Origin of the sequence: Methylobacterium sp. 1973 (assembly GCF_040545035.1) — a bacterium.
Lineage (GTDB): Bacteria > Pseudomonadota > Alphaproteobacteria > Rhizobiales > Beijerinckiaceae > Methylobacterium > Methylobacterium fujisawaense.
Genome location: NZ_JBEPLA010000014.1, coordinates 92,288 through 114,963 on the forward strand (window position 1 = coordinate 92,288; position 22,676 = coordinate 114,963).

Annotated in this window: 16 protein-coding genes and 1 other RNA gene; 3 read left to right on the forward strand and 14 right to left on the reverse strand. The window is 71.0% G+C overall.

Annotated features, from left to right (window positions below; all coding sequences use genetic code 11):
- The first annotated feature begins 26 nt into the window (after positions 1-26).
- Positions 27-1,502 (forward strand): methyl-accepting chemotaxis protein, encoded by a 1,476-nt coding sequence (locus tag ABIC70_RS23090; RefSeq protein WP_043384241.1) that lies wholly within the window; start codon positions 27-29, stop codon positions 1,500-1,502.
- Between the two features lie 13 nt (positions 1,503-1,515).
- Here ABIC70_RS23090 and murD read toward each other — a convergent pair whose 3' ends face one another.
- The 9 genes from murD to ABIC70_RS23135 all read right to left on the reverse strand — a co-directional run bounded on the left by murD (position 1,516) and on the right by ABIC70_RS23135 (position 11,872).
- Positions 1,516-2,880, reverse strand: a complete 1,365-nt coding sequence (murD, locus tag ABIC70_RS23095; RefSeq protein ID WP_043384245.1) for a UDP-N-acetylmuramoyl-L-alanine--D-glutamate ligase — start codon at positions 2,878-2,880, stop codon at positions 1,516-1,518.
- A gap of 201 nt (positions 2,881-3,081) precedes the next feature.
- Positions 3,082-4,167: a phospho-N-acetylmuramoyl-pentapeptide-transferase gene (gene mraY, locus ABIC70_RS23100; protein ID WP_043356717.1), complete on the reverse strand. Its 1,086-nt coding sequence runs from the start codon at positions 4,165-4,167 to the stop codon at positions 3,082-3,084.
- A gap of 77 nt (positions 4,168-4,244) precedes the next feature.
- On the reverse strand, positions 4,245-5,693 hold the full coding sequence (locus ABIC70_RS23105) for a UDP-N-acetylmuramoylalanyl-D-glutamyl-2,6-diaminopimelate--D-alanyl-D-alanine ligase (RefSeq protein WP_274927252.1): 1,449 nt from the start codon (positions 5,691-5,693) through the stop codon (positions 4,245-4,247).
- Positions 5,694-5,713: 20 nt separating this feature from the next.
- The gene (locus ABIC70_RS23110; RefSeq protein WP_354441299.1) at positions 5,714-7,171 is read right to left on the reverse strand and encodes a UDP-N-acetylmuramoyl-L-alanyl-D-glutamate--2,6-diaminopimelate ligase; all 1,458 of its coding nucleotides are present in this window, start codon (positions 7,169-7,171) and stop codon (positions 5,714-5,716) included.
- Between the two features lie 10 nt (positions 7,172-7,181).
- Positions 7,182-9,023, reverse strand: a complete 1,842-nt coding sequence (locus ABIC70_RS23115; RefSeq protein WP_403091639.1) for a peptidoglycan D,D-transpeptidase FtsI family protein — start codon at positions 9,021-9,023, stop codon at positions 7,182-7,184.
- A gap of 54 nt (positions 9,024-9,077) precedes the next feature.
- The gene (gene ftsL / locus ABIC70_RS23120) at positions 9,078-9,491 is read right to left on the reverse strand and encodes a cell division protein FtsL (RefSeq protein ID WP_043384256.1); all 414 of its coding nucleotides are present in this window, start codon (positions 9,489-9,491) and stop codon (positions 9,078-9,080) included.
- Positions 9,488-10,480: a 16S rRNA (cytosine(1402)-N(4))-methyltransferase RsmH gene (gene rsmH / locus ABIC70_RS23125; RefSeq protein ID WP_043757603.1), complete on the reverse strand. Its 993-nt coding sequence runs from the start codon at positions 10,478-10,480 to the stop codon at positions 9,488-9,490. Before rsmH ends, ftsL begins: the two co-directional genes overlap by 4 nt.
- A 499-nt stretch (positions 10,481-10,979) precedes the next feature.
- Positions 10,980-11,378: RNase P RNA component class A (rnpB, locus tag ABIC70_RS23130), an RNA gene on the reverse strand.
- Between the two features lie 53 nt (positions 11,379-11,431).
- A complete protein-coding gene (locus tag ABIC70_RS23135) occupies positions 11,432-11,872 on the reverse strand; it encodes a VOC family protein (RefSeq protein WP_043350719.1) in 441 nt (146 codons plus the stop codon).
- A gap of 399 nt (positions 11,873-12,271) precedes the next feature.
- On the opposite strand from ABIC70_RS23135, the gene pepN reads away from it, so the two are divergent.
- On the forward strand, positions 12,272-14,893 hold the full coding sequence (gene pepN / locus ABIC70_RS23140; RefSeq protein WP_354441302.1) for an aminopeptidase N: 2,622 nt from the start codon (positions 12,272-12,274) through the stop codon (positions 14,891-14,893).
- Positions 14,894-15,080: 187 nt separating this feature from the next.
- Positions 15,081-17,450 (forward strand): PAS domain-containing sensor histidine kinase, encoded by a 2,370-nt coding sequence (locus tag ABIC70_RS23145; protein ID WP_043384266.1) that lies wholly within the window; start codon positions 15,081-15,083, stop codon positions 17,448-17,450.
- 10 nt (positions 17,451-17,460) lie between these two features.
- Here ABIC70_RS23145 and ABIC70_RS23150 read toward each other — a convergent pair whose 3' ends face one another.
- The 5 genes from ABIC70_RS23150 to ABIC70_RS23170 all read right to left on the reverse strand — a co-directional run bounded on the left by ABIC70_RS23150 (position 17,461) and on the right by ABIC70_RS23170 (position 22,579).
- Positions 17,461-17,715, reverse strand: a complete 255-nt coding sequence (locus ABIC70_RS23150; protein ID WP_043757611.1) for a hypothetical protein — start codon at positions 17,713-17,715, stop codon at positions 17,461-17,463.
- Positions 17,716-18,055: 340 nt separating this feature from the next.
- Positions 18,056-19,195 (reverse strand): GNAT family N-acetyltransferase, encoded by a 1,140-nt coding sequence (locus tag ABIC70_RS23155; protein WP_354441305.1) that lies wholly within the window; start codon positions 19,193-19,195, stop codon positions 18,056-18,058.
- Positions 19,192-20,532 (reverse strand): lipopolysaccharide biosynthesis protein, encoded by a 1,341-nt coding sequence (locus tag ABIC70_RS23160; RefSeq protein WP_179696690.1) that lies wholly within the window; start codon positions 20,530-20,532, stop codon positions 19,192-19,194. Before ABIC70_RS23160 ends, ABIC70_RS23155 begins: the two co-directional genes overlap by 4 nt.
- 56 nt (positions 20,533-20,588) lie before the next feature.
- Entirely contained in the window at positions 20,589-21,521 is a 933-nt protein-coding gene (locus tag ABIC70_RS23165; RefSeq protein WP_436266296.1) for an SGNH/GDSL hydrolase family protein, read from the reverse strand.
- On the reverse strand, positions 21,482-22,579 hold the full coding sequence (locus tag ABIC70_RS23170) for an OpgC family protein (protein WP_043350697.1): 1,098 nt from the start codon (positions 22,577-22,579) through the stop codon (positions 21,482-21,484). The genes ABIC70_RS23165 and ABIC70_RS23170 overlap by 40 nt, the downstream gene beginning before the upstream one ends.
- Between the last annotated feature and the right edge of the window lie 97 nt (positions 22,580-22,676).

A 22,676-nucleotide genomic window follows, 5' to 3' on the forward strand; every position in this document is an offset into this window, starting at 1 on the left:
GCCCGCCCAGAGGAAGCCGACGCGCCATGTTTTCTGCCCTGAACGTCCGTGAAGCGCATGCCAAGCTCGCGGCCCTCGACCGGGTTCAGGGCGTGATCGAGTTCGATCTGGCCGGGCGGATCCTCTCGGCGAACCGCAATTTCCTCGACGTCGTCGGGTACACGCTGCCCGAGATCGTCGGGCAGCACCACAGCCTGTTCATGGATCCGGCCCAGCGGGACGCGCCGGACTACCGGGCCTTCTGGGAACGCCTTCGGTCCGGCGCATTCGAATCCGGTCAATTTCAGCGGGTCGGCCGCGGCGGCCGGCCGATCTGGATCCAGGCCTCGTACAATCCGATGCTCGACGTCCGCGGCCGCCCCTACAAGGTGGTGAAGTTCGCCACCGACATCACGCAGCAGCGGACCGAGGAGGCCGACCGCGCCGGCCAGATCGCCGCGATCGACAAGGTGCAGGCGGTCATCGCCTTCGATCTCGACGGCACGGTGACGGCGGTCAACGACAATTTCCTGACCGCGATGGGCTACACCCGCGACGAGGTGATCGGGCAGCATCACAGCCTGTTCGTGGACCCCGCCCACCGCGAGAGCGAGGGGTACCGGGCCTTCTGGGCGGCCCTGCGGAACGGAACCTATCAGGCCGCCCAGTTCCGGCGGATCGGCAAGGACGGCCGCGAGGTCTGGATCCAGGCCTCCTACAACCCGATCCTCGATGCCGCCGGACGCCCCTACAAGGTGGTGAAGTTCGCCACCGACATCAGCGATCAGGTCCGGCTGCTCGCCAATCTCCGGACGCTCATCGACCAGAATTTCGGCGAGATCGAGCAGGCGGTGACGCATTCGACGAAGGCGGCCGCGCTGGCCTCGTCGGCGGCGGATTCCACCGCCGGCAACGTCCAGACCGTCGCGGCCGCGGCCGAGGAACTCGCGGCGTCGGTGGCGGAGATGTCCCAGAGCATCGTGCGCTCCCAGGGCGCCACCGACACCGCCTATGCCTGCGTCCAGGACGCGGATGGCCACACCAAGCGCCTCGCCGAGACCGCCACCGCGATGACCGGCATCGTCGGCCTGATCCGGGATATCGCCGGCCAGATCAACCTGCTGGCGCTGAACGCCACCATCGAGGCCGCCCGGGCGGGGGCGGCGGGCCGCGGCTTCGCGGTCGTGGCCTCGGAGGTGAAGGCGCTGGCCGATCAGGCGGCGCGCGCCACCGGCCAGATCAACGGCGAGATCGCCAGCGTGCAGCGCGTCTCGCAGGAGGTCGTGCAGGCGCTCAGTTCGATCGGATCCTCGGTCTCGGTGATGCGCGAGACCGTGGTGGCCACCGCGGCCGCCATCGAGGAGCAGAGCACCGTGACCCGGGACCTCGCCGAGAACATGCAGAGCGCCGCGGGCGCCGTCACGGCCATCACCGGCAATATCGGGGCGATCGTCCAGTCGGTGGCCAACGTCTCGCAGGCGGTCGGCACCACCCGCGACGCCGCCAAGGTTCTCGCGCGCTGAGAGCGGCGCACCCTCAGGGCAGCGCCTGGACCAGCTCGCGGAAGCGGTTGCCGCGGATCTCGAAGTTCCGGAACTGGTCGTAGGACGCGCAGGCCGGCGACAGCAGCACCACCGGCTCCGGCGCGCCCGAGGCGGCGGCGTTCTCGGCAGCCTTCGGGACGGCGTTCTCGAGGGTCTCGCAGCGGGTGTAGGGCACTGCGCCCTCCAGGGTCGCCGCGAAGGCATCCGAGGCGGCGCCAATCAGGTAGGCGTGGGCGACCCGCTCGAAATACGGCACCAGCGGGAAGATGCCGCCCTCCTTGGCCTTGCCGCCGAGGATCCAGTGGATGTCCCGGAAGGCGGTGAGCGCCTTCTCGGTGGAATCGGCGTTGGTCGCCTTGGAATCGTTGACGAACAGGACGTGGCCGCGCCGTCCCACCTCCTCCATCCGGTGCGGCAGGCCCGGAAAGGACGTCAGACCCGCCTGGATCTGCTCCGGCGACAGGCCGAGGGCCCGCGCCACCGCCACCGCAACGCCTGCATTCTGCCAGTTATGTGCCCCCCGGAGGGAGCCGATCCCATTGACGTCCGCGAGCGCCGTGCCGTCGACGTCGCGGACGATCCCCTCGCGCACCGTCAGCGCGTCGGTGCACAGCACGTCGCCGTGGGGCACGTGGACGCGCACGAGGTCGGCGCCGCGCCGGTCGGCGATCGCCCGGCTCGGCGCGTCGTCGATGCCGACCACCGCGAGGCCGGCGCCCTGGATCAGGCGCTCCTTGATGGCCGCGTACTGCTCCATGGTGCCGTGGCGGTCGAGATGGTCGGGGGTGATATTCATCAGCACGCCGACGCTCGGGTCGAGGCTCGGCGTCAGGTCGATCTGGAACGACGACATCTCGATCACGTGGACGCGGTCTGCCGCGGGGGGCTCCAGCGACAGGATCGCGGTGCCGATATTGCCGCCCATCTGAACGTCGCGGCCCGCCTGGGCGAGGACATGGGCGATCAGCGCCGTGGTGGTCGACTTGCCGTTGGTCCCGGTGATCGCCACGAACGGCGCCCCCGCCGCCTGGGCCCGCCGCTCCCGGCAGAACAGCTCGATGTCGCCGATGATCGCGACGCCCGCGTCCCGGGCGAGCCTGACGCTCCAGTGCGGCTCGGGATGGGTCAGCGGCACGCCCGGGCTGAGCACGAGGGCGGCGAAGCCGGACCAGTCGGCCTCGCGCAGGTCCCGCGTCTCGATCCCGGCCTCCCGCGCCCGCGCGAGGCTGTCGGCATTGTCGTCCCAGGCCTGCACCCCCGCGCCGCCGGCCTTCAACGCCAGGGCCGTGGCAAGTCCGGAGCCGCCGAGTCCGAACAGGGCGACGGTCTTTTCCTGGAAGACGGTGACGGGGGTCATGCGGAACTCTGGATGCGGCAGCCGAACCCGGCCGATCCCGCCCGCCGTCTCATCCCGTCGTGCCGGCGCGCGGCGGAGGTCTCGAAGGGCTCCAGGGATCGCGTGGCCGGCTGGAGGGCTCCTTCGAGGCTGCTGCGCAGCACCTCAGGATGAGGGCGAGCGTGGGATCGCCCACTTTCATCGCCCCTCTAGCACAGTTTTTCAGCGCAGCTTCAGCGTCGCCAGACCGGCCATCGCCAGGATCACCGCGATGATCCAGAAGCGGATCACCACCTGCGGCTCCTTCCAGCCCTTCTGCTCGAAATGGTGGTGGATCGGCGCCATGCGGAAGACGCGCTTGCCCGTGAGCTTGAACGAGGCGACCTGGATGATCACCGACATCATCTCCAAGACGAACAGCCCGCCGACGATGGCCAGGACGATCTCGTGCTTCGTCGCCACCGCGATGGAGCCCAGCAGGCCACCCAGCGCCAGGGAGCCGGTGTCACCCATGAAGATCTGGGCCGGCGGCGCGTTGAACCAGAGGAAGCCGAGACCGGCGCCGATCACCGCGCCGCAGACCACGGCCAGTTCGCCCGTGTCGCGGACGTAGTTCACCTGCAGATAGCTGGCGGTGAACGAGTTGCCGACGAGATAGGCGATGAACCCGAAGGTGCCGCAGGCGATCATCACCGGCACGATCGCCAGGCCATCGAGGCCGTCGGTCATGTTCACGGAATTGCCCGCTCCGACGATCACGAAGGCGCCGAACAACGGGTAGAACCAGCCGAGATTGAGGAGGGCGTCCTTGAACACCGGGAAGGCGAGCTGGTTCTGGAGGGCGGCGGGGGAATAGACCGCGACGGTGAAGCAGGCCGCCATGGCGATCACGGCCTCGAGGGCGAGGCGGAACTTGCCCGAGAACCCCTTGTGCGACTGCTTCGTGACCTTGAGGTAATCGTCGTAGAAGCCGATCGCACCGAAGCCGAGCGTGACGGTCAGCGTCACCCAGACATAGTGGTTGCGCGGGTTGGCCCAGAGCAGGATCGCCACCACGGCGCCGGCCAGGATCATCAGGCCGCCCATGGTCGGCGTGCCGCGCTTGGTCAGCAGATGGGTCTGCGGCCCGTCCTCGCGGATCGGCTGACCCTTGCCCTGGCGGATCCGCAGCAGCGAGATGATCCAGGGGCCGAACCAGAACACGAACAGGCCCGCGGTGAACAGCGCGCCGCCGGTGCGGAAGGTGATGTAGCGGAACACGTTGAGCGGCGTGAAGGCGCTGCTCAGGTCCGAGAGAAGGTACAGCATCCGGGCGCTCGGCCCCCTTGTTCAGGCTCAGGTTTCGGGGAGCGGCGCCGGCTGCGCCGAACGCGCGGACGTGCCGGTCACGGGACGGCCTGGGTCCGCCGGGTTGGATCGACCGCGTAGCGGGCTTTCAGCGCCTCGACAATCCGGCCCATGCGGCTGCCGTTCGATCCCTTTACCATGACGACGTCGCCGGATCTGAGATTCCGGGCGAGCGGCTCGAGCAGGTCGGCGGCGGTGTCGGTCACGGCGCCGCGGCGGCTCACCGGCAGGGCCTCGAACAGGTGGCGCATCAGCGGACCGGCCGTGAAGACGAGGTCGATCCGTGCCGCCTCGATCGCCTCTGCGAGGCCGCGGTGCAGGTCGGCCGCGGCGGCGCCGAGTTCCAGCATGTCGCCCAGCACCGCGATCCGGCGTCCGCGGGGTCCGGTCTCGATCCCGGCGAGCGTCGCCAACGCCGCGCGGACCGCGACGGGGTTGGCATTGTAGCTCTCGTCCACGAGGTAGGCGGTGCCGCCACCGATCTCGAGGGCGGTGCGCTCGCCGCGGCCCGCCGGCGGCGTCAGGCTGCCCAGAGACAGGGCGGCGCGGGCGAGGTCGGCCCCGAGGCTGTGGACCACCGCCATGACGCCGAGCGAATTCAGCGCCGCGTGCCGTCCGGCCGTGCCGAGCTTGTAGGTGACGGGCTGGCCCATCACCGCCGCGTCGATCACCGACAGGTCGGGGCGGAGCACGATCTTCAGGGCGCGCACGTCGGAATCCGGGTGCTCGCCGAAGGTGACGACCCGTCCCGCCCGGGAGGCCTGCGCGTGGGCCGCGAGCCGGTCGAAATGCGGAACGTCGCGGTTGACGATCGCCACGCCGCCGGGCTGGAGCCCGGAGAAGATCTCGCCCTTGGCGTCCGCGATGGCGGCGAGCGAGGCGAAATGTTCGATATGGGCGGGCGCGATGGTGGTGATGAGCGCGATGTCGGGGCGGACCTGGGCGGTCAGCGGCACGATCTCGCCGCCGTGGTTCATGCCGATCTCGAACACGCCGTAGCGCGTGGAGCGCGGCATCCGCGCCAGGGTCAGGGGCACGCCCCAATGATTGTTGTAGGAGGCCGCCGAGGCGTGGGTCTCCCCCTGCTCGGCCAGGACGTGGCGCAGCGCCTCCTTGGTCCCGGTCTTGCCGACCGAGCCGGTGACGGCCACGACCTGCGCGCCTGTCCGGGCGCGGGCGGCGGCGCCGAGACGCACCATCGCGGTGAGTACCGGGTCGGCGCCCGCTTCGGGCACCGTCAGGACGGGACCGTGGGACGCGAGGTCCCCGAGGCGGGACGCGCTCACCACCGCGGCGCCGGCCCCGCGGTCCAGGGCGTCGGGAACGAAGTCGTGGCCGTCGCGTGCATCGCCGCGGATCGCGAAGAACAGGTCGCCGGGCTGGAGCGTGCGGGTGTCGATCGAGGCGCCGCCGATGGCGCGCTCGGGGCCGATCAGTCGGCCGCCCGTCGCGGATTCCAGCTCCTCCCGCGTCCAGAGTGCGGTCATCGTCGATTCCCCCGTCGTCCTCAGGCCGCCGCGGCAATCGCGGCACGCAGGACCGCATGGTCCGAGAACGGCAGCGTGCGATCCCCCACGATCTGGCCGGTTTCATGGCCCTTGCCGGCCACGACCAGGACATCGCCCGGTCCGAGCCGGCCGACGGCGCTGTGAATCGCCTCGGAGCGGTCGCCGATCTCCTCTGCGCCCGGAGCGGCGTCCAGGATCGCCCGGCGGATGGTGGCGGGATCCTCGGTGCGCGGGTTGTCGTCCGTGACGATGACGACGTCGGCGAGCCGCTTCGCGATGGCGCCCATCAGCGGCCGCTTGCCCCGGTCGCGGTCGCCGCCGCAGCCGAAGACCACGATCAGCCGGCCTGACGCGAACGGGCGGAGCGCGGCGAGCACGCTCTCCAGGGCCTCCGGCTTGTGGGCGTAGTCGACGAGGCAGAGCCCGCCCCGCGCCTCGCCGATCCGCTCCATGCGGCCGGGGACGCCGGTGAGATGGTCGAGCGCGGCGAAGACGCCGTCGGGATCGGCGGCGCCCGCCGGTGTGGCGAGGGCGAGGCCGGCCGCCACCAGGGCGTTCTCCACCTGGAATTCGCCGACGAGCGGCAGGCGCAGATCCCGGGCCCGGCCGGCGAACAGGACCCGGGCGGCCTGCGCGAACCCCTCGGTCCGGACGGATTCGACGTGCAGATCCCGGCCGCCCCGCCCGACCGTGCGGACCGGACGTCCTGCGCCTTCGGCCGCGGCGATCACCCGGTCGGCATAGGCGCCGTCGGCATTGACGATGGCCGGGCAGCCCGGCGGCAGCAGGTCTGTGAACAGGCGCAGCTTGGCCGCGAGGTACTCCTCGATGCTCGCGTGGTAGTCGAGATGGTCCCGCCCGAGATTGGTGAAGCCCGCCGCGTCGAGGCGCACGCCGTCGAGCCGGCGCTGCTCGATCCCGTGGGAGGAGGCCTCCATGGCGAGGTCGGTGACGCCCTCGGCGGCGAGACGCGCCAGCGTCCGGTGCAGCGTCACCGGGTCCGGGGTGGTCAGGGAGCCGTACTGCGCGCCGCGGTTCGTGACGATTCCGACGGTGCCGAGGCTCGCGGCGTCGCGGCCGAGGCGGGCCAGGATCTGGCGCACGAAGTCGGTCACCGAACTCTTGCCGGCGGTGCCGGTGACGGCCACCACGGTCCCGGGCTGCGCGCCGGCGAGGCGGGCCGCGGCGAGAGCGAGCGACCGGCGCGCGTCGGCGACCGGGATCCAGGCGACCGCGTCCGGCAGGTCGGCGGGGCGGGCCCCCTCCCCGGCCACCGCGGCGGCGCCGCGCTGGGCGGCCTGCGCGGCGAAGCGCCGGCCATCGGCCTTCGTGCCCGGCACCGCCACGAACACCGTGCCGGTGGCGACCTGCCGGCTGTCGGCCGTGAGGTCCGATACGGTCAGGTCCGCGGCCGGGCCGGTGGCCTCGGGGAAGAGGTCGGCGAGCCGCGCACTCATGAATCCACCCTCATGGGCCGCCGAGCTGGTTGACGTGGTAGGCGTTGAGCTTGACCATCTGCGGGAACGGCCTCACCGGCGGCTCGAATTGCGGCGGCAGGCCGAGGATCGGCGCCACGCGCTCGATCACCTTGCCGGTGACCACGCCGGAATTCCAGGCCGCGGTGGCATAGCCGCCGGATTCCGGCAGGCCCTGCGGCTCGTCCATAATCGTGACGAACAGGTACTTCGGGTCGTTCATCGGCGCCGCCGCCATGAAGGTCGTGAACAGGCGGTTGTGAATGTAGCGACCGCCGATCACCTTCTCGGCCGTGCCGGTCTTGCCGCCGACGAAGTAGTACGGGATCGCGGCCTTCTTGGCCGAGCCCTCGGAGGCGTTGAGCCGCATGATGTAGCGCATCGCCTCGGAGGTCTGGCCCGACAGGACGTGGGTGGATCGCGCCTTGTCGTCGGGGTTCGCCTTGAGGAAGGTCGGGGTGATCAGGTCGCCGCCATTGGCGATGGCCGCCACCGCCGCCGCCGCCTGGATCGGCGCCACCGCGATGCCGTGGCCGAACGCGATGGTGATGGTGTTGATCTCGGTCCAGCGGGACGGAACGATCGGCGCCGCGCTCTCGGGCAGCTCGGTCCGCAGCCGGTCGAGCAGGCCCATCTTCTTCAGGAAGGCCTTGTGACCGGGCACGCCGACGCCGAGCGCCATCTTGGCGGATCCGATGTTGGAGGAGTGGGTGAACACCTCCGGCATGGTGATGACGCGGTTGGTGCCGTGGTACTCGTGGATCTTCTGCCGGCCCCAGTTCAGCACGCCGCCCCGGGTGTCGAAGGTCGAGTTGACGTTGTACTTTCCGGAATCGAGCGCCATGGCGAGCGTCATCGCCTTGAAGGTCGAGCCCATCTCGTAGACGCCGACATTCATGCGGTTGATGCGATCCGGCGAGAGCGCATCCTTGGGATCGTTCGGGTCGAAATCGGGCATGGACACGAGCGCGATGACCTCGCCGGTCTTCACGTCGAGGATCATGGAGGCGCCGGCCTTGGCCTTGAAGTGGTCGATGCCCCAGGCCAGCTCGTCGCGGACGGCGAACTGCGCGCGCAGGTCGATCGACAGCTGCACCGGCTTCAGGTCGGCCTGCTTGTTGATCAGCCCGAAGCTGTTGAGGGCCTGCAGGCCGGTGGAGTCGATGTACTTCTCCATGCCGGCGATGCCGATGCCGTCGAGGTTCGTCGCGCCCAGGATGTGGGCGGCCGCGACGCCGTTCGGGTAGACGCGCTTGTGGTCGGGCAGGAAGCCGATGCCCGGGATGCCGAGCCGGTGGACCTCGGCCTGCTGCTTCGGGGTCAGCTCGCGCTTCACCCAGACGAAGCCGGCGCCCTTCTTGTCCTTGCGCTGGGTGAGCTTGGCGCGCAGCTCGGAGGCGTTGAGTTCCGGCAGGACCGCGGTGAGGAGTTCCACCGCCTCGTCCTTGTCGTAGATGTTCCCGGGTTCGGCGAAGACCGAGACCGTGCGGATGTCGGTGGCCAGGATCTCGCCGTTCCGGTCGATGATGTCGGGCCGGAAGGCGGTCGAGGATGCGGCCGCGACCCGGTGCTCCTGGCTGGGCGGATCCCCGAAGATCGCCATCATCAGGAGCTTGGCGGAGATCGTCCCGAACACGCCCACGAAGACCAGGCCGACCAGGGCGACGCGCATGTGCGAGCGCTCGATGGCCAGCCGGAACATGCTCCGCAGGAGCAGCTTTGCGCGCTCCGACGGCGGCACCGGCTCGCGCGCCTCCTCCTCGACAGGGCGCGGCGCGCCCGCGGCATGCGCCAGCGCGGCAGCCTCGAGAAGCGCGGCCTCGTGGTCCGACACGGCGGGCTCGACCGTCGGCTCTAGGGTCTGGGCGGCGTCATCGGACACGGGGGATTACCTCGAAGCCGTCGGCGGGGTGCGGGTCGTGGTGACGGTGCGGGTGATCGCGCCGGTCGTTCGCGGCTCGATCGTGCCCTTGTCTTTGGGGGTCGCCGTGGCGGCGAGCAGGCGGCCGATCTCGTCTCCGCGCTCCTGTCGGGCGGGCAGGTCCGAGAGGCGCGCCAAGTGGCTGGTGCCGATCGGCTCCAGAGCCAGATGTTTGTCGACGGCCGCCTGGAGGCGGTCGGGCCGGGTCAGAAGCTGCCACTCGGCGCGCAGCACGGCGATCGCCTGCCGTTCCTTGTGCAGGGCCGTCTGGAGCTTGGAGACCTGACCGCCCTGGTAGAGCGTGTCGTACTTGATCGAGTAGGCGTAGATCGCCGAGGCGACGAGGCCGGCCACCGCCAGCAGGTTCAGCAGGCGGATCATCGGCGATGGCCTCCGCGGGCCGCATCCGGCAGGCTCGCCAGGGCGGTCAGGGCCGCCAGCGGTTCGGGAATGTCGGATTCGGTACGCTCCGCAGCCCGCAGCTTGGCGGAGCGGGCGCGCGGGTTGCGGGCGGTCTCGGCCTCGCCCGGCAGGACCGGGCCCTTGGTGACGAGACGGAAGCTGCGGACGGTCTCGACCGGGGCTCCCGGGAGATGGCGAGAGCCCTGCGCGGAGCGGCCGCTCCGCGCGGCGAAGAACTGCTTGACGATCCGGTCCTCGAGCGAATGGAACGTCACGACGGCGAGCCGGCCGCCCGGCCTGAGCACGCGCTCGGCGGCGTGCAGCGCCCGCACCAATTCGCCGAGTTCGTCGTTCACGGCGATGCGCAGGCCCTGGAACGTCCGCGTCGCCGGGTGAATGTGGCTGCCGGGCTCGACGCGTACGACGCTGGCGACCAGCTCCGCGAGCTGCGCCGTGGTCTCGATCCGTCCGCGGCGGCGCGCCTCGAAGATGGTCCGTGCCACCGCGCGCGAGCGACGCTCCTCGCCGTAATGATAGAGGATGTCGGCGAGCACGGTCTCGTCGGCCTCGTTCACGAGGTCGGCGGCGCTCGGCCCGTCGCAGCCCATGCGCATGTCGAGGGGCCCGTCGCTCCGGAACGAGAAGCCCCGTTCCGGCACGTCGAGCTGCATCGAGGAGACGCCGATATCGAGGACCACCCGGTCGACCTGCGCGAGACCTGTCTCCGCCAGGAGGGTGTCGAGCGCGCCGAAGCGGCCGGGCAGGAGGCGCAGGCGCCCCCCGGATTCCGCGACGAGCGCCTGCCCGGCTGCGATCGCCGTGGGGTCCCGATCGATCGCGACGACCTGCAGGTCCGGATCCGCCGCCAGGAGGGCGCGGGTATAGCCGCCGGCACCGAACGTGCCGTCGACCGCGATCCCGCCCGCGGTGCCGAGCGCCTCGACGACTTCATCGAGGAGGACCGGCACGTGCGGTTCCGACGGTGCGACGGCGCCGCTGTGGCGGGGCGAGCTCTCTGGAGAAGGACGGCGCCGGCTCACGGGCGCCTCGCCGACGGGGCGCGACGCGGGTTGCGAGAACCGGCGGAGGATCGGCGCGGTCCGGAGATCCGGACGCGGAAGCGGCTCGTGCGTCTCATGGTGCCCTGTGCCGGGCCGCGCGAGCGCGGCGCGCGTGACGGGAACGGCACCGGATGCGGAGCGCGCAAAACGCCGCGCACGGACGGGACCTGCAGGAAGGCAGGTTGCGCCCGGCGATCCGATACACGCCGTTGACGGGAGGATGCCGGGTATCATGGGCCTCGGAGGATCGTCAACGCACAAGCTTGGCGCTGCCGCGCCGAACGATCTGAACCCGGCAAGGTTAACCGAAGGTTTTTGCCGCACCGGAATCTTCGGCGCGGCGTGCGGCGGCGCGGGCGCGGCGCCGGGCCGATAAGGCGTTGAGGACGCAGGGCTTATCGGGATGTGGATCAGCCGGCCTATAAGCCGGGTTCTGTAGGGCCGGAGCGCTCGCGCGCGCCGACGTGGCGGCCATTCCTCTGGGACGGTCGTTGCCGACCGCCTCGAGCAACCAACCCGGGCGACTGGCCTGGAGAGCCGGCCTGCCCTTCTCGCGAAGGGCGCGCCGCCCCTATTCGGTCTTGCTCCCGGTGGGGTTTGCCGTGCCGTCCGCGTTGCCGCGTCCGCGGTGCGCTCTTACCGCACCCTTTCACCCTGACCCCGGACGGATCCGGGGCGGTCTGCTTTCTGTGGCACTGTCCCTGGGGTCGCCCCCGCCGGATGTTATCCGGCACCGTCTCTCCATGGAGCCCGGACTTTCCTCCCCGGACGCTCGCGCGTCTGGAGCGGCCGCCCGGCCGGCTGATCCGCGGGCAGATGCGCCCGCGGGGCCGTCCGGGTCAAGGGAGTCGACCCGCGCTACCAGGTGCCGGTGTTCTCCATGGACGTCCACGGCTCCTGCGGCGCCTTGGCGCCGCCCTTCTGTAGGATCTCGATGGAGATGCCGTCCGGCGACTTCACGAAGGCCATGTAGCCGTCGCGCGGCGGGCGGTTGATGGTCACGCCCTTCTCCTGCAGCCGCGCGCAGAAGGCGTAGATGTCGTCCACCTGATAGGCGAGATGGCCGAAGTTGCGCCCGCCTGAGTAGGTTTCCGGATCCCAATTGTAGGTCAGCTCGATGAGCGGGGATCGTGTGGCCGTGGCCCGCTCGACGTCGCCGGGGGCGGCCAGGAACACGAGGGTGAAGCGCCCCTTCTCGTTCTCGACGCGGCGGACCTCCTTCAGGCCGAACGTGTCGACGTAGAAGGCGAGGGCTCGGTCGAGGTCGGCGACCCGGACCATGGTGTGCAGATATTCCATCGGACCTATCCTGTGGCTGGTCGGAGGTGGATCGTGCGTCCTGTTCGGGACGCGCGTCCCGCCTCCGGCTGATCGCCACCGCTAGCTAGCGGCCGGCCCGGCGGTGAGAAGGCCGCGCGCGCCGGACGGGCCATAAATCGACCCTGGCGCTCCTGCGTCCCGTGCCGATCCGGCGGCCGGCGCGAAACGGGCTCCCGTCGAAAGACGACGGCGGACGCGTCCGTTGCCGCGGCCGGCCGCCAGCGCCGGGCGCTGCGGCGCGGTGATCGGATCGGTTTGACGCGCGAAGGCTGTCCCGACGGCGCGCCGTCTCTCCGGGGCCGTTTCGGCGGCTCCGATCGTTGCGCCGCGCGCGCCGAGGGACCAGAACGGGCCCATCCCGCACCCGGAGTGAGCCGAATGCGCACCGAGACGCCGCCGCTGATCCGCCTAGAGGAATACCGGCCCAGCGACTACCTGATCGATCGGGTCGACCTCGACATCCGTCTCGACCCGCACGCGACCCGCATCGACGCGATCTTGACGCTGCGGCCGAACCCGGCCGGTGTGCCGGCGGCTCCGCTCACCCTCGACGGCGACGATCTCCGGCTGGTCTCGGCCGAACTCGACGGGGCGCCGCTGGCGCCCGACGTCTACGCGGCGACGCCGTCCGGCTTCATCCTCCGCGATCCGCCTCCGCGGCCCTTCGCGCTGCGCCTCGTTACGGAGGTGGATCCGACCGCCAACACCAAGCTGATGGGGCTCTACCGCTCGAACGGGGTCTACTGCACCCAGTGCGAGGCGGACGGCTTCCGGCGGATCACCTACTTCCTCGATCGTCCCGACGTGCTGGCAGTCTACACCACGCGCATCGAGGCCGACCGGACCGAGGCGCCCGTCCTGCTCGGCAACGGCAATCCCGTCGAGGCCGGCGACGCCGGGCCCGGCCGCCATTACGCCCTCTGGCACGATCCGCACCCCAAGCCCGCCTACCTGTTCGCCCTCGTGGGTGGCCGGCTCGGGAAGGTCGAGGCCCCCTTCACCACGATGGAGGGCCGCACCGTCAGCTGCGCGGTCTACGTCGAGCCCGGCAAGGAGGACCGGGCGGGCTACGCCCTGGACGCCGTCATCCGCTCCATGGCCTGGGACGAGACGGCCTTCGGCCGCGCCTACGACCTCGACGTGTTCAACGTCGTCGCGGTGTCCGACTTCAACATGGGCGCCATGGAGAACAAGGGCCTCAACATCTTCAACGACAAGTACGTGCTGGCCAGCCCCGAGACCGCCACCGATGGCGATTACGCCGCCATCGAGGCGATCATTGCCCACGAGTACTTCCACAACTGGTCCGGCAACCGCGTCACCTGCCGGGACTGGTTCCAGCTCTGCCTGAAGGAGGGTCTCACGGTCTTCCGCGACCAGGAATTCTCCTCCGACATGCGCTCCAGGCCGGTGCATCGCATCGCCGAGGTGCGCTCGCTGCGGGCGCGTCAGTTCCCCGAGGATGCCGGGCCGCTGCGGCATCCGGTGCGGCCGCGGGCCTATGCCGAGATCAACAACTTCTACACGGCGACCGTCTACGACAAGGGCGCCGAGATCGTCCGGATGCTGCGGACCCTGATCGGTCCCGAGGCCTTCCGGGCCGGCATGGACCGCTACTTCGACGACAACGACGGGCGCGCCGCCACCGTGGAGGATTTCCTCGCGGCCTTCGCGGCCGTGACGGGGCGCGACCTCGATGCGTTCGCCCGCTGGTACGAGCGCCCCGGTACGCCCCGCCTCGCCGTCACGGCCGCCTACGATCCGGCCGCCGCGCGTTACACCCTCCAATTCGCTCAGAGCCTGCCCGGCACGGCCGACTCCGACGGGCCACCCTTGGTCATTCCCGTGGCCCTCGGCCTGGTGGGGGCCACGGGGCCACTGACCGGCGCCAACTGCCCGGATGTGCGGGACGGCGTCTACGTGCTCGACCGCCCGGAGGCCGCGATCGTGTTCGACGCCGTCGACGAGGAGCCGGTCCCGTCGCTCCTGCGCGACTTCTCCGCGCCGGTGAAGCTCGATCTCGGCCTGACGGATGCGCAGCGGATGCGGCTCCTGGCACAGGACAGCGACCCCTTCAATCGCTGGCAGGCCGCGCAGGACGTGGCGCTGCGGCTGATCCTCGACCCGGACGCCGACCGGACCGAGGCCTTCGCGGCGGCGCTCGGCCGTTTCCTCGACGGCGAGGCCCTGGCCGACCCGGCCTTCGCGGCGCTGGTCCTGGCACTGCCGAGCGAAGGCGAGGCCGCCGACGCCGTCCCGGCCGAGGTCGATCCCGACGCCATCCACCGGGGGCGTTCCGATCTGCGGACCCGTCTCGGCCAGGTCCTGCGGCCGCGGCTCGAAGCGATCGACGCGGCGCTCGTGCCGGACGCGGGTGTCCCTTACAGCCCCGACGCCGCCTCGGCGGGGCGCCGGTCGCTCCGCAACGCTGCCCTCGACCTGATCGCCGCCGGGGATCCCCGGACCGGCGCGGCCCGCGCCGCCGAGCGCCTGGCCGAGGCGACCAACATGACCGACCGGCTCGCCGCCCTCGGCACCCTGGCGCTGGTTCCGGGCGAGACCCGCGAGGTTGCCCTCGCGGAGTTCGCAACGCGCTACGCCGACGAACCCCTCGTTCTCGACAAGTGGTTTGCCATCCAGGCCCAGATCCCGGAACCCGGCACGCTCGACCGGATCGCCCGGCTTCAGGAACACCCTGCCTTCACCATGACCAATCCGAACCGCGTCCGGGCGCTGATCGGAAGCTTCGCGTTCGGCAACCCGACCCAGTTCGCCCGGCCGGACGGGTCGGGCTTCGCCCGCGTGGCCGATACGGTCGCGGCGCTTGATTCGACCAACCCACAGGTTGCCGCGCGGCTCCTCACGGCCTTCGGATCATGGCGTCGGCTGGAAAAATCACGCGGCGCCAAAGCGGTCGAAATGCTGAATGGGATCAAGGCGATCCCCGGCCTTTCCCGGGACACGGCCGACATCCTCGCCCGCACCCTTGGAGACGGCTAAGCGTCTGAACCTGCGGTAGAAATTGATTCCCGGGCGGCCGCGCAACACCCGACGGGCGTCAAGTCGTTATGGTAAAAAACCCGTGGACAAACGGCCCCCCGAGGTGATTGTATTCACTCAGATTCGGGGGGCCTTCGGGGGCCGGGCGCCCGTACCGGATCACTGTTCCCACGGGTGAGGTTCGGCCATGCCGGAGGCGGCTTCCGCTTCCTTCTCCGCGCGTGCGGATTCGAATCTCACGATCTCCTGGCCGATGCGGACCCGGGATCCGCGGCTCGGCCAAGCCGAACGCTGGCTGCGCTACGCCGTGCCGGGGACGCTGGCGGTGTTCCTGGCCTGCCTCGTCGGGCTCGCGGCGCTTCACATCCAGGGCCAGCGGGCCGAGATCCTGGCCGGTGCCCGGGCCGAGGTCGAAGGCTTCGCCCGTCTGGCCGCCCGGGCGGTGGACCCGACCGGTACCGTGGCGGAGGACCTGCGGGCGCTGATGCCGGAGAGCGAACGGCATCCCGGCCGCCGCCTGCTGGTGGTCCGCCCCGACACCCGCATTCTCGCCGCCCATCCGCCGCTGCCCGCCGACCGGACGACGCTCGCCGCCGTCCTCGGCGACAGCGAGCCGCTCTCCGGCCTCGGCGAGCGCGCAGGCGCCATGGCCCTCGAACTCCCCGGGGGCGAGAGCGTGCTCGCTGCCATGCACAGCCTCCCGGGCGGCGCGGGCCAGGTGGCGGTGCTGCAGCCCATCGAGCCGCTGCTGCGTGGCTGGAGCGCCCGCACCCGCGACCAGATCGTCCTGATCGCCGCCGCCGCCCTCGTGATCGTCGGCGTCGGACTGGCCTACGGGCTGCAGACCCGTCAGGCGGCCCGGGCCGACCGCGCCCGCGAGCAGATCCGCGGTCGCCTCGAGACCGCCCTGCGCCGGGGTGCCTGTGGGCTGTGGGACTGGGACATCGCCCGGGGCCGGATCTACTGGTCCGACTCGATGTACACGCTGCTCGGCTACCGGCGACAAAACGAGTATCTCTCGTTCGGCGACGTCAACGGCTTGGTCCATCCCGATGATGGCGACCTGTACAGCCTCGCCCGGGGGCTCGCCGCCAATCAGACGCATATCGACCACGCCTTCCGGATGCGCGGCGCCGACGGGGCCTATGTCTGGCTGCGTGCCCGGGCCGAGGTCGTGGCCGACGCCGCCGATGGTGGCCGCCACCTCGTCGGCATCGCCACCGACATCAGCGAACAGCGGGCCCTCGAAGAGACCAACGCGGCGGCCGACATGCGCCTGCGCGACGCCGTCGAGGCGATCTCGGAGGCGTTCGTGCTCTGGGATACCGGCAATCGGCTGGTCCTGTGCAATTCCAAGTTCCGCCACCTCCACGCCTTGAGCCCGGAGGATGCGCAGGCCGGGCGAAGCTACACGGACGTGATGGGTCGCGGCGTGCTGCCTCAGGTCCGTCGGGAATCACCCGAGGCGGGCATGGCGTTGACCAGCATGGCGGCCCGGACCTTCGAGGCCGAACTCACCGATGGCCGCTGGCTGCAGATCAGCGAACGGCGCACCAAGGATGGGGGCTACGTCTCGGTTGGGACCGATATCACCAGCCTGAAGCGCAATCAGGAGCAGCTCCTCGCGTCCGAGCGCGAACTGATCGAGACCGTGAAGGACCTCAAACGGTCCCGCCGGACCCTCGAGCTTCAGACCCAGCAGCTCGCCGACCTCGCCGAGCGCTATCTCGACCAGAAGGCAGTCGCCGAGGCCGCGAACCAGGCCAAGGCCGAATTCCTGGCCAATATGAGCCACGAACTGCGCACGCCGCTCAACGCCATCATCGGCTTTGCCGACGTGATGGAGAATGCCGTGCTCGGCCCGCTCGGCACCCCGCGCTACACCGAATATTGCCGCGACATCCGCGAGAGCGGCTCGCATCTGCTGTCCATGATCGACGACATCCTCGACATGGCCCGCCTCGAGGCCCGGCGGGTGCGGCTGATCCCGAAGGCGATCTCGGCGGAGGCCGCCATCACGGCTGCGCTCGCCCCGGTCGAGCCGGCCGCCCGCGAGAAGGCGATCACCGTCAGCGTCGACGTGACGTCCGGGCTGGACCTGCTAGCCGATCCGCAGGCGATCCGGCAGATCCTCGCCAACCTCCTGCAGAACGCCGTGAAGTTCACGCCCGCCGGCGGGCGCGTCGCGGTGCGCGCGCGCCGTGCCGGGGCGTGCACGCATCTGTACATCGAGGACAACGGCATCGGCATTCCGCGCTCCGATCTCGACCGGCTCGGCCGGCCCTTCACCCAGGTCGAGACGCAGATGACCCGCAGCCACAAGGGATCGGGTTTGGGCCTCGCCATCACCCGCTCGATGGTCGAGCTGCATGGCGGTTCGCTTCGGATCCGTTCCGAGGAAACGGTGGGCACGATCGTCCTCGTGCGCCTGCCGGCCGTGCCGGCCGACCGTTTGGATCCGCCGGTCCCCCTCGCGGCGGCAGGCCCCGGGTTAAAGACCCTGAGTGAGACGCCGCGGTCGGGTCGCGGCGCGGCCGGCCGATCCGCCGCGGCCTGACCGCACCCTCTCACGACCGCGGATCGAGACCGCCGAGGCGCGCGCGGCGCCCCTGTTCCACGTGCCAGCGCGCGTCCGCCACGGCCCGCGCCAGGCTCCGGATGCGCCATTGGCGATAGAGGGACAGGACAGGGTTGCGACCCAGCCCGGCTTGATGTCGGCTCAGGCGTCGCAGCAGGTCCGGCAGCTGCGCCGAAGCCGCGTCGCCGGTGGCGATGTCGATCGCCCGCAGTTCCGCCCGGAGCCCCGCTTTCCAGTCGTCCATGATGCCTCCTCCGCGCTGATCGCCCGACGCGACCGGGCCGCGGTTCCGAGCGGCCCGGCTGCCGGTCCTCCCGCGGCATGGCCACCCGGCGCCAAACCCCAGGGCCGGTCCGGTGGTCGCCCGGCAGGTGATCCGTGCGGCGGACCGGAAATGGAGAATACGACCGATGCGGTCGCGGGCAACGCGCAGTTCGCCCTGGCGCCCTGGCTCGGACACGCCGCCGGGCCGGCCTGCGCGCGGAGCACGGGCGCCGTCACCGGCCTTCCCGGGGCGGATGACCGGAGATCGCGCTCGCAAATCTCCGCAGGGCGCCTGTGGGTGCGACCTGCGCCGCGCCGATCTAGCGCCGCCGCAGCGCCCGCTTGGCGGCGGCGCGCGCGTCCCGCTCGAAACGGGCGAGCCGGAGTCGCCGCTCCAGGGAGATCACCTGCCGACCGGGCGGAACGGCGATGATCTCGGCGATCGGGGTCCGGTCGCGGTAGAGGCTTTCCAGAGCCGAACCGTCCAACGTCGCCGAGTCGAGGCGTTCGGCGAAGCCGGTCTCGTGGCAGGCCCGCACGATCTCGGCTTCCAGCAGCAGGCCCGGGGCGTGGCTGCGCAGGCCTTCGTCGTAGGCGGTCTTCAGCAGGGTCGCGGTGCCGCCGGTGACGAGGGCCAGGCTGACGGCAATCGGCCGCCCGTCGAGGGTCAGCGCATCGGCCCGGACGCCGACCGGGCCCGGGGTCGCCGTGAACAGGGCGCGGGCGAGCGCGGCGCTCTCCGGGCGGCAGGCCATGGCGGTGCCGGCCTTTCCCTTCCAGCCGACGCGCTCCAGGTCGAGAAATGCCGCAACGAGGTGGGCGAGGTCCGGTCCGCTCGCGGCGCTCACATGGGCGACGGCGCCGGTCTCTGCCAGACGGCGCGCCCGGCGACGCAGATCCTTGAAGCGCGCCCGGTTGGGATGATCGGCGAGGAACGCCGCTTGGTCGGCGCGCCGGTCCATGACCGGCCGGTCGAAGGCCGCCACCGTGCCGATCGCCCAGCCGCGCCGGCGCATTTCCGCCAGCATGTCCGGCACGGCGCCTTCTCCGGTCGGCAGCAGAGGCCAGCGCCACGCCCGGCCGCCGGAAGCCGCCTCGAGGCCGGCCACCAGCGCCCGCGCATAGGCCGTCCGGTCCGGGCCGTCGGCGATCAGCGGCGCGGTGGCGGTCACGTAGGGGGAGAGGAACGGCCGCAGGATCCGGCTGCCGAGGCCGCACAGGTCGCGGGTCGGCGCATACGGCAGCAGCGCCACGAGCCGGTCTCCCTGGCGGACCGTGACATAGCGCAGAGCGGCCGACAGGAGTCCTGCGGCCCGATGGGCATCGATCACGTGCCGCGCGAAATGCGGATGCGGGGCGGTGCTCGCTGCGACCAGCGCATCCCAGGCGACGGGATCCGGTGCGTCGGTCAGCGCGAACGCGACGTCGGAGGGCGCGCGGAGGGGGTTCGCCGCGGTCATCGGGCCATCCCGGCGGCCCAGACCGGGGTCGGCAGCCCGTGAATCCGCCCGGCGGCCCGGGCCAGAAGGGCGGCCCGGCCCATGGTCGCGAGCGCCACCGCCATGGCGGCGCCGAGCGTCCCGAAGGCCGGAACCAGGGCGAGGCACAGACCTGCGGCGGCGACGAGGCTCCCCACGGTGATGCCGGCACAGAGCCGCTCGCCACCCAGCATGGTGAGGAGGTCCTCTCCCGGCCCGAACAGGCTCGCTCCGACGCTGCCGGCGATCAGGATGCACAGGATCGGCACGCTGGCGCCGAGTCCCGGGCCGAACATGGCGAGCAGCAGGGGGCTGACGGCCAGGATCGCGCCGCCGACCACGAGCGTCGCGGCTGCCGTCATGCGGCCCTGGCGGCGGACCAGCTCGGCGAGCAGGAAGCGGTTGGCCTGTGCCTGGGCGGCGCTGTAGCGCTGGAGCGTCGCCGCGCTGACGGCGTAGTGGACGAACACGACGAATTGCTGGATCCGCGTCGCCGCGAAGTAGACCCCGACCTCCGCCGGGCTCACCAGGGCACCGAGCACGATGACGTCGACGAAGGTGAAGCCGGCATTGGCGAGGTCGATGGCGGCGATCGGCAGGCTCGTCCCCAGCCAAGCCCGCCACCGGTAGCGGTGCGGCCCGGCCGGCAGACTCCGCCGAAGCCGCGCGGCGAGCAGGGCAGCCTGCAGGCCCGTGGCGCCGGCGGCGGCGATCAGCATGCAGGCCATCGCCACCTCGGCGCGGGGCGGCGCGCCGAGCAGGATCGCCGCGATCATGCAGCCCATCATCAGGGTCTGGCGCAGGAGGTAGGGCGGCGCGATGGCGAGCCCGACCCAGTTCTGGCTGCGGGCCACGCCCTCGAGGTAATCCTGGAGCGCGAAGAGCGGCATCACGCCGAGCGCGACCGCGATCGGGGCCCAGTAGGCCGGGGCGAACAGGTCCGGTTCGAGCATCAGCAGGGCCGCACCGAGCCCCGCGATGGCGAGGGCCGCACCGCCGGTCACCAGGGCGCCGGCCCGGATATAGCCCCGCGCGAGGTCGAGATCGCCCTGCGCCTGATCGCCCGGCACGAAGCGGCAGGCGCCCTGCGACAGGCCAAGGGTCAGGGTATGGCCGAGCATCGCGGTCCAGACCCAGACCGAGGCGAAGATCCCGTAGGCGTCCCAGCCCATCATCCGGGCCGCGAGCACCTGCGCGCCGTAGGCGAAGCCGGCTGCCCCCACGCGGATCGCGAAGACCGTGAGGGCCGCCCGCTGGGGACCGGTCTTCAGAGCCCGGAGGTGCCGGAACGCGCGGAGAGGGAGAGCCGTGGCTGACACTACGCGCTCCGCGCCCGTCCTGAACTCGGCGGGAGGCCGATCTCTGGCCGTCCGGTCTAGCCCGGGGCGCGTTGCGGCTCGGTTAAGGGCGGCTGGGCCGGGGCCGCCTTGGGTTCCTTCGGCGTCTCGGTCCGCATCAGGGAGGTTGCGATCGTCAGGGCGACATGCTCGGCCATGCACCGCAACCCGAGATCGTTGAGCCGAAACTGGCGGCCGAGCATGTGCCCCTCGCCCTTGTCCGTGCGGCTCGACAGGTAATGCAGCGCCTCGTAGCGTCGCACGAGCGGCACGCCCTGCTGGGTCGCGACGGTGCGGACCGCCTCGACGATCCGGTTGTAGTCGACGTCGGCCGCCATGCTTGCGGTATAGATCGGGTCGACCAGCACCACGTCGATTTCGTGAGAGCGGATCCAGCCGACGGCCTCGGCCAGCGCGCTCGCGAAGGCGTCCACGTCGACGCGGGCGATGGCATCGTGTGTGCCGACCTGCCAGACCACGAGGTCGGGCTCGGCCTCGGCCACCATGGTCCGCAGGCGCTCGGCGGCCCCGGAGGCGATCTCGCCCGGAAGGCCGCGATGGTCGATCGTCACGTCGACCTTCGGCAGAGCGTGCTCCAGGGCGGCTTCGAGCTTGGCCGGATAGGAGGCGGACGCCCCGGGCGCCGCGCTGCCGCCGATCGCCAGGATCTTGAGCGGGCGGTTCTCCGCCAGCGCCGCCTTGACGGCGCCGAGCTGGGCCACGGTGTACAATTGTGCGCCGGGAACCCGGCACTCCAAGGAGAGGGTTGGATCGCCCGGGGCTGGAATGGTGGGCTGCTCCGCCGCGGCCGATACGCCCGGAATGCCGCACAGGCTGGCCGTCAGGATCCAGGTGGCCAGCGCCGGGGCGAGCCCGCCGGCGGCACCGGTCCGGACGGCCCGGGATGGGCGCACAGGATATCCCGCCCGCATCATGTCCGCGGTCGCGACGATCTGCTGCGGCTGCGCCATTCGACGAACCATGCCGTAAACCCCAGCCCGACGAGGCCCGAGCCGGCGACCAGCATATCGATCGGCACGCCGCCGCCAGTCTGGAAACGCACGAGCTGCCCGATCAGGCTCAGGATCGAACCCATCGAGAAGACAGCCAGCGAGTTCCGGCCCATCTGAGTTAGATAACCGACAATGCGACCGATTCGGGGGGCGAGTACCCTGTAAAGGGGCGCAAACGCTAACAATACCCCCAAGAAATGAAGCAGCCGGGCCGGTGTGAGGTAGGTCTTCTCGAACGTGAAGAGCAGGCGCGGCTCCGGAACGAGCATCGGATCCGGGCGGATCTCCGTCACCGCGAGCAGGATCCCGAGGAGAACGATGACGACGCCCATCGGAAACAGGCGTCGCGCCCAGCGGCGCAGGATATCGGAGCGCAGGTTCCAGCCCTGAAGCACGAAGCCGAGTACGAGCAGAAGCTGCCAGCAGAACGGATCGAAGAACCAGTCCCCTTCCCCCGGCCAGGACGGAAGGTTCCAGCCGAAGATGAGGCTGGCGAGATACACGCCCACGGAGAGCGCCAGGGCCGCGAGCAGGCTGACGCGCCCGACGAGCACGAAGACGGGCGCGATACCGATCAGCAGCACGTAGAGCGGCAGGATGTTGAAGTAGCCGAGCTGGTAGGTCAGCAGCGCCATGCCGCAGACCGATTGGATCGGGTCCGCAAAGAAGCCGCCGGCATTGTGCCATTCGAGGATGAGCGGGTTGTCGAGCAGCAGCGCCGCGCCCGCGATGATCGCCAGCGCCAGCAGCATGACGGTGAGCTGCGCCCGGTAGACCTCGACGGTGCGGGCCAGCAGCCGCACCACGCTCCGTCCGGGCGGCTCGGGGTTGCCGTCGCGACCCCGTGTGGCGATGCCGATCGACCAGCCCGCGAGGAACACGAACAGCTCGGCCGCGTCCGAGATGCCGTATTGCGAGAAGGTGTAGCGCTCGAAGGTGTTGCCGGGGATGTGGTTGATGAAGATCGTGATCAGGGCGAAGCCGCGCCAGAAGTCGATCGCGTTGGGGTCCCGCATCGTCGCGGCGGCTCCGGGTTTCGACGCTTCAGAATGTCGGCTGCGGGAACGCGGCTCCTGATACGGCGCCGCATCGGTTCTGCAAAGGCGAACAAAG

What these genes read in the sequence shown, in the direction of transcription:
- ABIC70_RS23145 (WP_043384266.1), top strand. Translation starts at nt 15,081, where the DNA reads ATGCCGGAGGCGGCTTCCGCTTCCTTCTCCGCGCGTGCGGATTCGAAT.
- ABIC70_RS23105 (WP_274927252.1), bottom strand. Translation starts at nt 5,693, where the DNA reads ATGACCGCACTCTGGACGCGGGAGGAGCTGGAATCCGCGACGGGCGGC.
- murD (WP_043384245.1), bottom strand. Translation starts at nt 2,880, where the DNA reads ATGACCCCCGTCACCGTCTTCCAGGAAAAGACCGTCGCCCTGTTCGGA.
- ABIC70_RS23155 (WP_354441305.1), bottom strand. Translation starts at nt 19,195, where the DNA reads ATGACCGCGGCGAACCCCCTCCGCGCGCCCTCCGACGTCGCGTTCGCG.
- mraY (WP_043356717.1), bottom strand. Translation starts at nt 4,167, where the DNA reads ATGCTGTACCTTCTCTCGGACCTGAGCAGCGCCTTCACGCCGCTCAAC.
- pepN (WP_354441302.1), top strand. Translation starts at nt 12,272, where the DNA reads ATGCGCACCGAGACGCCGCCGCTGATCCGCCTAGAGGAATACCGGCCC.
- ABIC70_RS23135 (WP_043350719.1), bottom strand. Translation starts at nt 11,872, where the DNA reads ATGGAATATCTGCACACCATGGTCCGGGTCGCCGACCTCGACCGAGCC.
- ABIC70_RS23165 (WP_436266296.1), bottom strand. Translation starts at nt 21,521, where the DNA reads ATGGCGCAGCCGCAGCAGATCGTCGCGACCGCGGACATGATGCGGGCG.
- ftsL (WP_043384256.1), bottom strand. Translation starts at nt 9,491, where the DNA reads ATGATCCGCCTGCTGAACCTGCTGGCGGTGGCCGGCCTCGTCGCCTCG.
- ABIC70_RS23150 (WP_043757611.1), bottom strand. Translation starts at nt 17,715, where the DNA reads ATGGACGACTGGAAAGCGGGGCTCCGGGCGGAACTGCGGGCGATCGAC.
- ABIC70_RS23090 (WP_043384241.1), top strand. Translation starts at nt 27, where the DNA reads ATGTTTTCTGCCCTGAACGTCCGTGAAGCGCATGCCAAGCTCGCGGCC.
- ABIC70_RS23170 (WP_043350697.1), bottom strand. Translation starts at nt 22,579, where the DNA reads ATGCGGGACCCCAACGCGATCGACTTCTGGCGCGGCTTCGCCCTGATC.
- ABIC70_RS23110 (WP_354441299.1), bottom strand. Translation starts at nt 7,171, where the DNA reads ATGAGTGCGCGGCTCGCCGACCTCTTCCCCGAGGCCACCGGCCCGGCC.